This is a genomic window from [Borrelia] finlandensis, assembly GCF_000181875.2.
Lineage (GTDB): Bacteria > Spirochaetota > Spirochaetia > Borreliales > Borreliaceae > Borreliella > Borreliella finlandensis.
The window spans coordinates 564,246-576,344 of sequence record NZ_ABJZ02000005.1; the positions used below are offsets into that span (position 1 = coordinate 564,246).

11 protein-coding genes are annotated in these 12,099 nt (G+C 30.3%); 7 read left to right on the forward strand and 4 right to left on the reverse strand.

All coding sequences use genetic code 11. The features are described from left to right. Positions 1 to 16 precede the first annotated feature (16 nt). Both ptsP and crr read left to right on the forward strand, forming a co-directional pair. Positions 17 to 1,738: a phosphoenolpyruvate--protein phosphotransferase gene (ptsP, locus tag BSV1_RS03980; RefSeq protein WP_008882415.1), complete on the forward strand. Its 1,722-nt coding sequence runs from the start codon at positions 17 to 19 to the stop codon at positions 1,736 to 1,738. Between the two features lie 2 nt (positions 1,739 to 1,740). Continuing rightward, positions 1,741 to 2,310: a PTS glucose transporter subunit IIA gene (crr, locus tag BSV1_RS03985; protein WP_008882648.1), complete on the forward strand. Its 570-nt coding sequence runs from the start codon at positions 1,741 to 1,743 to the stop codon at positions 2,308 to 2,310. A gap of 37 nt (positions 2,311 to 2,347) precedes the next feature. On the opposite strand, the gene htpG is transcribed toward crr, so the two are convergent. Next, the gene (gene htpG / locus BSV1_RS03990; protein WP_008882376.1) at positions 2,348 to 4,198 is read right to left on the reverse strand and encodes a molecular chaperone HtpG; all 1,851 of its coding nucleotides are present in this window, start codon (positions 4,196 to 4,198) and stop codon (positions 2,348 to 2,350) included. 112 nt (positions 4,199 to 4,310) lie between these two features. Here htpG and gnd point away from each other — a divergent pair, with 112 nt between their 5' ends. Continuing rightward, positions 4,311 to 5,705 carry a decarboxylating NADP(+)-dependent phosphogluconate dehydrogenase gene (gene gnd, locus BSV1_RS03995; protein WP_002557149.1) on the forward strand — a complete coding sequence of 465 codons (1,395 nt, stop codon included), beginning with the start codon at positions 4,311 to 4,313 and terminating at the stop codon, positions 5,703 to 5,705. A 26-nt stretch (positions 5,706 to 5,731) separates the two neighbouring features. On the opposite strand, the gene BSV1_RS04000 is transcribed toward gnd, so the two are convergent. From BSV1_RS04000 to BSV1_RS04010, 3 genes are all read right to left on the reverse strand, one after another. Next, positions 5,732 to 6,274, reverse strand: coding sequence for a DUF3996 domain-containing protein (locus tag BSV1_RS04000; RefSeq protein WP_008882482.1), 543 nt, complete (start codon positions 6,272 to 6,274; stop codon positions 5,732 to 5,734). A gap of 153 nt (positions 6,275 to 6,427) precedes the next feature. After that, entirely contained in the window at positions 6,428 to 6,946 is a 519-nt protein-coding gene (locus BSV1_RS04005; RefSeq protein ID WP_008882541.1) for a DUF3996 domain-containing protein, read from the reverse strand. Positions 6,947 to 7,028: 82 nt separating this feature from the next. After that, a complete protein-coding gene (locus tag BSV1_RS04010) occupies positions 7,029 to 7,634 on the reverse strand; it encodes a DUF3996 domain-containing protein (protein ID WP_008882533.1) in 606 nt (201 codons plus the stop codon). Between the two features lie 223 nt (positions 7,635 to 7,857). Between BSV1_RS04010 and BSV1_RS04015 the strand changes: the two genes are divergently transcribed. The 4 genes from BSV1_RS04015 to BSV1_RS04030 are packed head-to-tail and all read left to right on the forward strand — an operon-like array spanning position 7,858 to position 12,099. Next, positions 7,858 to 8,400, forward strand: a complete 543-nt coding sequence (locus BSV1_RS04015; RefSeq protein ID WP_008882608.1) for a chemotaxis protein CheW — start codon at positions 7,858 to 7,860, stop codon at positions 8,398 to 8,400. A 12-nt stretch (positions 8,401 to 8,412) separates the two neighbouring features. After that, positions 8,413 to 8,724, forward strand: a complete 312-nt coding sequence (locus tag BSV1_RS04020) for an STAS domain-containing protein (RefSeq protein ID WP_002557154.1) — start codon at positions 8,413 to 8,415, stop codon at positions 8,722 to 8,724. A gap of 15 nt (positions 8,725 to 8,739) precedes the next feature. Then, on the forward strand, positions 8,740 to 10,884 hold the full coding sequence (locus tag BSV1_RS04025) for a chemotaxis protein CheA (RefSeq protein WP_008882719.1): 2,145 nt from the start codon (positions 8,740 to 8,742) through the stop codon (positions 10,882 to 10,884). A 57-nt stretch (positions 10,885 to 10,941) separates the two neighbouring features. After that, the gene (locus tag BSV1_RS04030; protein ID WP_008882844.1) at positions 10,942 to 12,099 is read left to right on the forward strand and encodes a CheB methylesterase domain-containing protein; all 1,158 of its coding nucleotides are present in this window, start codon (positions 10,942 to 10,944) and stop codon (positions 12,097 to 12,099) included.

Here is a 12,099-nt window from a genome sequence, read left to right on the forward strand (position 1 = left end):
TAGAAGGATTTAAGTTATGACTTTATCGGGCAAAAGAATATCCAAAGGGATAGGCATTGGGGAAGTTCTTTGTATTAGAAAAAATTTTGATAAAATTATAAGTAGAGAAAAAATAGACTTTTCTCAGGTTGATAGCGAGATATCAAAATTCAATAAAGCGAAGTCAAAAGCAATTGAAGCGCTTAGGGATCTTGAGAGAAAAGCTATGCTTCAATTTGGAGATGATAAAAAAGGCATTTTTGAAGGTCAGGTGTTGATCGTTGAAGACGATGAGCTTTCTGAGCTTGTTATTGAGCTTATTGTAAAGGAAAATTATAGCGCTGCTTATTCTATTTATTTAGCGTTTGAAAATTTGGTTAAAAGTGTAGAAGATTATAAAGATCCTTATTTAAAAGAAAGAGCGTCTGATTATAAGGACATTAGAAATAGATTAATTTCTATCATTTTAGGCCAAGTATCCGATTTTTCTGAGATTAATAAAGATATTATTCTTGTTACCGAGGAATTAACCCCATCTGATACCATGCAATTTGACTTAAATTATGTTAAAGGGTTTTTAACTGCTGTTGGAGGGGAAACTTCTCATGCTGCTATTTTAGCAAGAACAATGGGTCTTCCAGCGCTTGTTATGACTTTGTCAGATATTGATGCGTTAAAGGATGGTGATAGAATAGTAATTGATGCAATGTCCTCTATTGTTATTAAAAATCCTTCTTCTGATGAGATTAATCTTTATGAAGGTAAGATTTTGCGGCAAGTGGAGTTGGAAAAAGAGCTTTTTTCTTTAAAAGACAAAGATGCTGAAACAAAAGATGGCACAAAGGTGTTTTTAAAGGCAAATATTGGAACACCTATTGATATTGCCTATGTTAATAAATATGGTGTTGAGGGAATAGGTCTTTTTAGAACAGAGTTCTTATATATGAGATCTTTACAACCTCCAACAGAAGATGAGCAGTTTGAAACTTATAAGAGAGTTATAGAGACAATGGAAAAGAAAGGGGTTGTTACGATTCGTACTCTTGATGTTGGTGGTGATAAAGAAATTCCCTATCTTAATTTTAAGAAAGAGGAAAATCCCTTTTTGGGCTTTCGGGCACTTAGGATGTATAAGGAATATGAGGAATTGATCCAGGCGCAGTTTAATGCTATTTTTAGAGCCAGTCATTATGGGAAGATAAGAGTAATGGTTCCTATGCTTACCATATATGAAGAGATCGAAACGATAGAATATTTTGTGAATAATGCAAAAATCAACTTAAAGTCTAGAGGCTTGCCTTTTGATGAAAATTTGGAAGTGGGTTGCATGATAGAAGTTCCTTCTGCAGCTTTAATTTCCTCTAAGCTTGCCAATAAATTGAAATTTTTTAGCATAGGGACTAACGATTTAACCCAATATGTTTTAGCTGTTGATCGTGGTAATCAAAAAATATCAAATTTATATGACAAGTATAATCCTGCTGTGTTGAAATTAATCAAAAAGGTTCTTGATGATGGGGTTAGTTCTGGAATTGATGTGTCTGTTTGTGGTGAGCTTGGAGGAGATGATGCTGGAGCGTTGCTTCTTGTAGGCCTTGGGTTTAGGTCTTTAAGCATGATTCCTAGTGCTACACTTAGAATTAAATATTTGCTTAAAAAGTATACAATAATGGAATTAGAAGAATTGGCAAATAAGGTTTTAAATAGTGATTCCGAGCAAGAAACTTTAAGTTATTTTGATAAATTTATAGGAGATTAGTTATGGGGTTTTTAGATTTTTTTAAAAAAACCGCTACATTGGATTTGATTGCTCCGATTAGTGGAAAAGTTATGTCAATTGATAAGGTTCCCGATGAAGCTTTTGCTGAAAAAATAGTTGGCGATGGAATTGCAATTCTTCCAACAAGCAATGAGTTGTTGGCGCCTTGTGATGGGAAAATAGGTAAAATTTTTAAAACCAATCATGCCTTTAGCCTTGAAACTAAAGAGGGCGTTGAAATTTTTGTCCATTTTGGAATTAATACTCTTAATTTAAATGGTAAGGGTTTTACAAGAGTTGCTGAAGAGGGTATTAATGTTAAACAAGGTGAAGTTATTATTAGGCTTGATCTTGAATATTTAAAAGAGCATTCAGAATCCGTTATTACTCCGGTTGTTATTGCAAATTCTGATGAAGTTTCAAGTATAGAATATTCTTTTGGAAGGTTTGAAAATGATTCTGAATATATTTTATCATCCTCGACTGTTTTGACAGAAGAAATTAGGCATAAAATATCTCAAACAAAGCCTGTTATAGCGGGCAAAGATTTGGTGTTGCGAGTTAAAAAGTAAAAAGAGAGAGCTTTAAGCTCTCTCTTTTTACTTTTAATTATAAGAAATCTTTTTCTATAAATTCGTTTATTATATTTATGAATTTTCCTGGATTTTTGCTAGGCATTCCTGAAGTTAACATAGCTTCTTCAAAAAGAAGAATACTTATTTTTTCTAATTTTTCAGGCTCTAGATTTTTTAAATTTTGGATTATTTTGTTATTAGGGTTTAATTCAAGTATTGGTTTGATTTCTTTTACTTCTTGTCCCATTGACAGCATGATTTTTTGCATTTGGTAAGTTGGATCATTGCTATCAATTATTATTGCTGAAGGCTCTTTTATCAATGTTGCTGATAGATTGACTTCTTTTATATGATTCTTGAGGATTTCTTTTACTTTTGTAAGGGTATCTTTGAATTCTTCTTCAATTTTTTTGAAATTTTCATCTTTTAATTCATTACTGGTTTCGTTTTTATTTATTGCCTTTAGTTTTAATCCTTCGTATTCTGGAATTAGATTTAAAATAGCTTCATCAAGTTCATCGTCCATGATTAGAATTTCAAATCCTTTTTCTTTATAAGCAGCTACTATTGGGTTTTCTTTTAATATATTTTCTTTACCGCCTGTTATGTAGTAAATGCTTTTTTGACTCTCATTCATTCTTTCTTTATACTCTTTAAAAGACACAAACCCATCTACACTTGAGGATTTAAATCTTATTAATGATATAAGCTTTTCTCTGTTTTCAAAGTCAGAATAAACACCTTCTTTAATGCATCTCCCAAATTCTTTAGAAAACTCTGAAAATTTTTCAGGATTTTTTTTACTTAGCTTTTCAAGCTCGCTTAGTATTTTTTTTACAGAAGATGATTTTATTTTAGACAAAATTTTATTTTGCTGTAAAATTTCTCTACTTACATTGAGTGGTAAATCTTGGCAGTCTATAATTCCTTTTATAAATCTTAGATAGTTTGGTAGCAAGCTGCCTTCAGAATCTGTAATAAAGATTCTATTTATAAATAGCTTTACCCCAGGCTTAGTGCTTGGGTAATATAAATCATAGGGAGCTTTGCTTGGGACGTAAAATAGATTGGTATATTCCAAATTTCCTTCGGCTTTTGTATGAATATGCATTAATGGATTTTCATAATCAAAGGTTGTATTTTTATAAAATTCATTGTATTCTTCTGCTTTAATTTCGCTTTTATTTTTTGTCCAAAGAGCAGTAGTTTCGTTTAATTTTTCTTCTTTTTCTTCTATTCCCTCTTGTTTCCCGTCCTTCATTATAGGTTCGCTGTATTTAATATAAATGGGATAATTTATGTGATTTGAATATTTTTTGATAATTTCTTGAATTTTCCATTTATTAGCATATTCAAGGCCTTCTTTATTAAGGTATAACTTTATTTCTGTACCTGACTCTTCTTTTTTTGCTTTTTCTATTTCATATCCTGTTTTGCCGTCGCTAGACCAAATATATGCGTCGCTTTCTAATGCTTTTTTTGATGTAACTTCTACTTTTTCTGATACTATGAATGCACTGTAAAATCCAACTCCAAACTGGCCAATTAGGCTTGCAGATTTTTTTTCATCTTGTTTTAAATTGTTAATAAATTCTTTAGTTCCTGATTTTGCAATTACGCCAAGATGATTAGTTAAATCTTGTTCATCCATTCCGATTCCATTATCTTTAATTAGGATGCTTTTATCATCAAATGATATTTCTATTTTTGGTTCTAGAGTAATGTTTTTGAATTTTTCGTTTGTCAAGCTTAGAAACTTGAGTTTATCAATGGCGTCAGACGCATTTGATATCAATTCTCTTAAAAATATTTCTTTATGGGAGTAAAGAGAGTGGATGATTAAATAAAGCAAATCATTTACTTCTGTATCAAATTGTTTTTTCATGCAACTTTTCCTTTTCAATTTAATCTTTACTTTTTTTATAATATAACATAATCTAAAAATAATAAATAAAGCAATTTGTTTAAAATAGAAAATTAGAATCAAGGAGAATGCAATGGATGTAGGAATTTATGGACTTGGTGTTATGGGTAGTAATTTAGCTCTAAATATTGCTGATAACGGTTTTAATGTTTCTGTTTACAATAGAGATAATGAAAAAACTGAAATTTTTGTTAAACAAAATTCTCATAAAAAGATAAATGGTTTTAAAGATATTGAATCTTTTGTTAAAAGCTTGAAAACTCCAAAAAAAATTATCTTAATGGTGACAAGCTCTGCTATAGAAAAGGTTATTGAGCAAATTTTACCCTTTATGAATAAATCAGACATAATTATTGATGGTGGAAATTCTCATTATAAGAGCACAATGAGATTGGAAAAAGAATTGTTTGCTAAGGATATTTATTTTGTAGGACTTGGAATTTCTGGAGGGGAGAGAGGAGCAAGATTTGGTCCTGCGCTAATGTATGGAGGAAGTAAATCAGCCTATGAAATTCTTGAGCCCATGTTAAATAAAATTGCAGCTAAAACCAAAAATAATGATATTTGTTCGACTTATATTGGGGAGAACGGTTCTGGGCACTATGTTAAAATGATACATAATGGAGTGGAATACGCTGATATGCAGCTTATCAGCGAGGTTTATTTTTTCATGAAAAAAGCTTTCAATTTGGATAATTTGAAAATTTCTGAAGTTTTTGAAAAATGGAATGAAGGCGATCTTTCAGGATATTTACTAGAAATAACTTCTAAGATTCTTAAATATAAAGAAAATAATGAATATTTAGTTGATAAGATTTTAGATATTGCAAATCAAAAAGGCACTGGTGTTTGGACATCTATTGATGCTCTTGAATCCGGTATGCCTGTGAATTTAATTGTTGAATCCGTTTTTTCAAGATTCATGTCGGGGTTAAAACACGAAAGGATTATTGCTAGCGATTTACTTAAGATGGATACTTCTTCTTTTGAGTTTGAGCTTAGTGACTGGATTTTAGATCTTTATTATGCTCTTTTAGTTTCAAAAATAGTAGCTTATGCTCAAGGTTTTATGATGCTTAAGACTGCGTCTGTGAATTATGGTTGGGATTTGAATTTAGGTAAAATTTCTTTGGTTTGGAGAGAAGGCTGTATTATTCGTAGCAGTTTTTTAGATAAAATTAAATTAGCTTATGATAAAAATCCTCATCTTATTAATTTGCTTTTTGATGATTATTTTTTAGATTTACTAAAAAATAATCACAAATCTTTAAGAAGAATAATTTCAAAGGCTAGTGAAATTGGGATTCCTTTGCCAGCATTTTATGCCAGCCTTTCGTTTTTAGATTCTTATTCCACTAATTATCTGCCTTCTAATCTAATTCAAGCACAAAGAGATTTTTTCGGTGCCCATTCTTTTGAAAGATTAGACTCAAAACGAGGTGAATTTTTTCATAGCGCTTGGCAATAAATTTAATAAATTAGAATGAATTGGCATTAAAAGATATAGTACTTAGCAAATATTCCCCCAGCAAAGTTTGATTTTATGCCCGAATAGGTTCTGTGTTGAGCAAGAGACCTTGTATTTGAGATGAATTCTACTGATGGTGCTATTTTTATACCTATTTCTAAATTTTCTGTAATGTCGTAAAAAATAACCAATGGAATTCTCATTCCAAATCCTAATTCTATATTTATTAATTTAGATGTGTGAGACGATATGCTTATATTTCCTCCAATTCCAATTCCTAAATTTAAATTTTTTATCAAAGATATTGTAAAAATGAAATCAAGTGCTGCTATTGCTAATAAATTAAAATCATAAAATTTTGATTTAAGTTTAGGGCCTGATAGATTTATTCCATTACTACCACCATAGCCAATTTCAAAATCAATGAAAGGAAATGACATTATTAAGTTAATAATTGGATTTCCAATACTTGCTCCAAAGCCAATTCCTCTATTTAAATATGAATCTTTTGCAAAACCATTTGTAGATATGTTTGCAATCATGATAAATAATATAAAAATTTTTTTCACCGTTGTCTCCCAAATTTTGTCTTATTATTATATTTTATTTTTGAATTTTAAAACAATAAAAACAAGACCTTGCTCTTAAAATTTTATTTTTAAGTTTTTGGGAGCTCGGTTTGATTTTTCAATAATTGTTCTTTTTTAAAAAGAATTTTATTATTAAGTAAACCAGAATCTTAGTCCCAATCCTGCGAATACTTCCCATCTAAATCCAACGCCATTGCTCCAAACATTCATTCCAAGTCCGGGTGCTATTCGTAAAAATATGTCGAATTTCTTCCTAAATACTGCAATATTTAAGGCCAAAGGCAATCTTGCTCCAATGCTCATTGGTCCTGAGCCTGACTTACTGCCTCCAAATCTTGAAAACCATATTGTTCCATATCCCCCTGCGCCAACTGAAAAATCCAAAATATTAGCAGCTCCTGGGAATGTGTATATGTAGAAAATATAGTCTAATGCTATAAATAATGTTTTCCAGTCTGAAAATAAATTATTTACTCCGCTGTAAAGACCAATGTCAAGATCAAAGTTTCCTATATTAATCTGTAGAGCAATTGGTAATGGAAGTATAATTCCTGCTCCAAATTTACCCCTTGCAGATCCTTTTGAATTAGAAAATCCTGAGATTGGGGCTAATAAAATAATAATTGTCATAATAATTATTTTTGTTCTCATTGCTTTATTATCTCCTAAGTATAACATTCTAGTCTTTAAAGGAATTTTAGTTCAATAATTTTTTTTATCTAAAAAGTGAAAACTATATCTTAAGAGAGCCTTTTATTCCAATCGAAAAGTTACCTTTTATTGGAAATATTAAATTTCCATTAGGCATTTGGCCAATGAAAATTGATGGTGTTGTTTTTATTATAATTTCAATAATGTCATAATAAGCTTCATATATTATTCCCAGGGGCAAACCCACCCCGATTTTATAGGTAATCCCAGAAGAAACATTTGTTAAATTTGAGCTTGTAATTTTGCCTATTTCAAAAAATAGGCCAGATCCCAAGAAAAAGATAAAATTTGAATCTTTAAATTTTAAATTTAAAAATATATAGTCACAATATATTTTAAATAGCAATGCTATTGGTGATTTTGGAAAAAATTCCGAGACACTCAATATTGTTACTCCTACCCCAATATCAAAGTTATTAATGCTGAATTCTATTGCAGTAGGGTAAGGTAGAATAAAACCAAATTTTATTTTAGTTTTTGCCTTTAAGCTTTCTATTTTTGGATCAGGTGTACTGTTTTGACCAGTTATATTGTTTTTAGATTTTTCGTTTGTGAAAATATTCTCAACATTGAAAAATAATGTGATAATAATTATTAATAATCTGATTAGTTTGTTTTTACTTTGCATTGTTAGCTTTTTATATGAAAGCTTTTTTATATGAAATTTAATTTAACCTACAACTTTCTACCTTAAATTATAAGATAGAATTCTGTTAAAATTATATTTTTTATTGTTTTTTGGTAAATTAAATTTTATTAACTTCTAATTTGTATTTATGAATATATGAGGTAATATTAATCTTGATATTAGCATTCTATTTGCGATTTAAATTACATTCAAAGGGGCGTTTATGAGCACAGATTCAGATGTGCAAGATTCTTTAAGTCAGTATCTTTTATTTAGTTTGGACGAACTTTATGCTATTGAGATTAAATATGTTGTTGAGGTTTTAGAATATACTAAGATATCAAAAATCCCAAGAACTCCCAATTACATGGCAGGAATAATAAATAATAGGGGTAAAATCGTTCCAATAATTGATATTCGAAAACAATTTGGAATGAGCGATCGCGTTGTTGATGAGGATGATAAAAAGAGGAATAAGGGAGTTAACATTTCAAATATTATTATATTAAATTTGGTTTACGAGGGGGATGAATTTAATCTTGGAATTTTAGTAGATTATGTCAATGAAGTTCTTGAATTAGATCCATTTAGTATTGATGATGCTCCTAAGATTGGATCAGGGTTTAATTCGAAATTTATTTCAGGAATTGGCAAGAGTAATGATAAGTTTATTATTATTTTAAATGTAGAAAATTTGTTTGACGTTAGAGAGCTTTCTAAATTTAGAAATACAACAATATATGATCCTGAATATCAGCAGCAATAGGAGTTTTTAGTCATGATTTATAGGCCTGAAGGAGAGCTTGTAATAAATAGTATTTTTAAGGTAAAAGAAGATTTGTTGCATATTTTTAAAAAAATGAAAGAAGGGGATACTCTTATTATTGACCTTTCAAATGTTGAAAAAATAGATATTACTTTTATACAAATTTTGTATGCATCTAATAAATATGCTAAGAATAGAAATTTGTTTGTAAAAATTGAGTATCCATCCGATGAGGTTTTAAGTTCATTAATATATGGCGGGTTTTTAGTAGATATTGAAGATGTTGATAGCTTTGATTTAGGACTTAATTTAGTTGGATTTTAGATTTAAGGAAAGCTTATGGATAGTAGTGATGTTATTGATAAATTTAAGAATTCCTTTAAGGAAGAATCAATAGAAAATATTTCAGATATTGAGCAGGCGCTTCTTAATCTTGAGGTAAGCTCAGATCAAGATATTGTTAATTCTATTTTTAGAAATTTACATACCATAAAGGGAAGTTCTGGTATGTTTGGCTTTAATTTTACAGCATCGCTTGTCCACGAAATAGAAACAGTTCTTGATGTTATAAAAAATGGTAAGGCCACTTTTAATCAGACTGCTATTGATGCTACCTTAATGTCTGTTGATTTTATTAGAGAGCTTATCGAAGGCGATGAAGTAATTTCTGAGATCGACTTTGATAGGCGTAAACAGTTTTTGGTAAATGAAATTAAAAAGGTTCTTGAGGTTTCTAATGATGTTAAGGGAGCTTTTCAAGAAGCTTTAGAAAATGATTTTTCAAAGTCTGATAACAGTTTGGCTTTGGAAGAGTCTGTTAAAGCAAATTCAGAGAATAAATTTGATGATGAGGCCTTGCAGTCTGAATTTAAGAGTTACAAAATTCTTTTTTATCCGGCTAAGGGTATTTTGTTTCATGGGCACAAGCCTATAAATTTATTGAGCAAGTTGATTAATTTGGGCAGTGGTTATGTTAGGGCTAAAGTAGATAACATTCCTGATTTAGAGCTTATCTCACCCGATAATGTTTATGTTGATTGGGAGATAAGATTAGACACAGAAGAGAGTAGAGAGAGCATTGAAGATATTTTTACATTTTTAGATTCTCAATCAAAAATTGATATTCAAGAATTGGATAAATGTTTAGAGGCAAATGAAGGTGATAATGCAGAGTCTAAAAATTTTAATTTGTTGCGCTTGGACAGAAACAGTAAAGACTTGGCTGATTCTTCATTTGAAAAATCGGAATTTGTTGGGAAATCCTTTTTCAATGGAGATAAAAATAGATTTAATATTCAAGATGATACTGCTAGAAGCAAGGTTAATATTGCTAGTATTAAGGTGGACTCTAAAAAGCTTGATCATTTGGTAAATCTTGTTGGAGAACTTGTTACAATACAATCAAAACTTTCAAAAGAAGCTGAAAATAGGAATAGTAATATTTTAAATTCAATATCAGCAGAATTTTCTTTGCTTATTAATGAGCTTAGGGATTATACAACAGGGCTTAGAACCGTTCCTATTGAGATTTTGTTTGTAAAATTTCAAAGGATAGTAAAAGATCTATCTACTAGCCTTGGTAAGTCAATTCTTTATCATGCTTCTGGAGGCGACACTGTTCTTGACAAAAGTATTATTGAAAAGCTAAATGAACCTTTGGTTCATTTAATTCGCAACTCAATAGATCATGGAATTGAATCGGCTCAAGAGAGAGAAAGTTTAGGCAAAGATCCCAAGGGTATTATTAAGCTTTCAGCGTGTCAATCCGGGGATTCTGTTATTGTTATTATTGAGGATGATGGAAGAGGGCTTGATAAGAATAAAATACTTAAAAAAGCTATAGAGCGTAATATAATTTCTGATTCAGTTGCCAAAACCTTATCAGAGATTGATGTTTATAATTTGATTTTTGAGCCTGGATTTTCAACTGCAAGTTCTGTTACTGATATATCAGGTCGTGGAGTTGGCATGGATGTTGTTAAAAAACAGGTTGAATCTTTAAGGGGGCATGTTGTGCTTGAAAGTGAATTTGGTAAATATACTAGAACTAAGTTAATTTTTCCATTGACTTTGGCTATTATTGAGGGTTGGCTTGTTAGAGTAAAAGATGAGCATTTTATTGTTCCTCTTTCTAATGTTGAATCTTGTTTAGAATCTAATAAGTTAATTTCTCAAATAGATGGAATTGAGACTAAAAGCAATGTAATGAATTATAGGGGTAGCATGATTAGTTATATTAGGCTTAGGGAGTTTTTTCAGATTTCTAGCGAGAAGAGTTTAAGTGAGCAAGTTGTTGTTGTAAATACAAATAGTGGGAAAATGGGCATTGTGGTTGACGAAGTTTTGGGGCAACATCAAACTGTCATAAAAGCTTTGGGTAAAATTTATTCTCGAGTAGAAGGGGTTTCTGGAGCTACTATACTTGGCGATGGAAGTTTGGCTTTGGTTATTGACATAGATGCAATAACTAAACTTATAAAATAAAGAAAGTAGAAAATACAGCTTTTTGGTTTTAAAGGTTAAAAATATTAAAATATAATAATGAAGATATTAGTAATTGATATTCAAGGTCTTATAAAGCAGGTTTTTGTTAGAGCTTTTTCCAAAGATAATGATGTTGAGATATTAAATGCTGGTTTTAATTCTTTAAATCTTATTAATGTATTTTTACAAAAGTTTCCAGATTTAGTTATTATTGATGAGAATACAGCAAGATCTAATTTTGGGAATTCTTTAAACAATGTTCTTAATAACATATCTCTTCCGGTTGTATTTATTGCGCAAAATGAAATGTTTCCAAATTTTGGATGTCTTGAGCAAAGCAAGGAAAAGGTTAAATTAATAATAAATAAGCTTAATTTTAAGCTTACAGTTGATTTATTTCGCAGCAAGTATTTGGCTTTAATAAAGCTTGAGTTGAAAAATCTAGGCAAAAATAAATTAATATCTTCTTTTGAAGTTAAAAGGATTCAAGCCCCCGATTTTTCTAGTAATTCTAAAGTAGAGCTGAGGGAAAATAGTTTAAATGATTCAAGTATAAGAAAAAGTTATAGAGTTTCTGATGTTATTAATTTTGCTCCCAAAAATGATCCGGATGTTATTATTAAATATCAAGGTCTTATCAATAAGCACAAAACTGGTAAAATTATTGTTGTAGGCTCTTCAACGGGCGGTACAGAGGCTTTAAGAATTTTTTTAAGGTCTTTTAAAAAAGATTCTCCCCCAATTATTATTGTTCAGCATATGCCGGGAGGATTTACAAAATCTTTTGCAAAAAACTTAAACAATGAATTTAATATTGATATTAAAGAAGCTGAGGATGGAGACATTCTTCGTCCAGGTCTTGTAATAATTGCTAATGGAAGTTATCATTTGATTGTAAAATATAGTAGCGGAAATTATTTTGTAAACCTATTAGATGGACCTCTTGTTAGTAGACATAAGCCTTCTGTGAATGTACTTTTTAGGTCTGCTGCAATGTATGCAGGCTCTAATGCTATTGGAGTTATCCTTACAGGTATGGGAGATGACGGCGCTGTTTGTATGCTTGAAATGAAAAAAAATGGCGCTTATACTATTGCCCAAGATCAAGAAACCTCTGTTGTTTTTGGTATGCCAATGGAAGCTATAAAAATAGGGGCTGTAGACAAAATCCTTCCTTTAAGCGAAATAGCAGATCATGCTCTAAGGAGATCTTAA

Coding starts and splice junctions, on each gene's coding strand:
- ptsP (WP_008882415.1), top strand. CDS start 17: ATGACTTTATCGGGCAAAAGAATATCCAAAGGGATAGGCATTGGGGAA.
- gnd (WP_002557149.1), top strand. CDS start 4,311: ATGGATGTAGGAATTTATGGACTTGGTGTTATGGGTAGTAATTTAGCT.
- BSV1_RS04025 (WP_008882719.1), top strand. CDS start 8,740: ATGGATAGTAGTGATGTTATTGATAAATTTAAGAATTCCTTTAAGGAA.
- BSV1_RS04030 (WP_008882844.1), top strand. CDS start 10,942: ATGAAGATATTAGTAATTGATATTCAAGGTCTTATAAAGCAGGTTTTT.
- crr (WP_008882648.1), top strand. CDS start 1,741: ATGGGGTTTTTAGATTTTTTTAAAAAAACCGCTACATTGGATTTGATT.
- BSV1_RS04010 (WP_008882533.1), bottom strand. CDS start 7,634: ATGCAAAGTAAAAACAAACTAATCAGATTATTAATAATTATTATCACA.
- BSV1_RS04020 (WP_002557154.1), top strand. CDS start 8,413: ATGATTTATAGGCCTGAAGGAGAGCTTGTAATAAATAGTATTTTTAAG.
- htpG (WP_008882376.1), bottom strand. CDS start 4,198: ATGAAAAAACAATTTGATACAGAAGTAAATGATTTGCTTTATTTAATC.
- BSV1_RS04005 (WP_008882541.1), bottom strand. CDS start 6,946: ATGAGAACAAAAATAATTATTATGACAATTATTATTTTATTAGCCCCA.
- BSV1_RS04015 (WP_008882608.1), top strand. CDS start 7,858: ATGAGCACAGATTCAGATGTGCAAGATTCTTTAAGTCAGTATCTTTTA.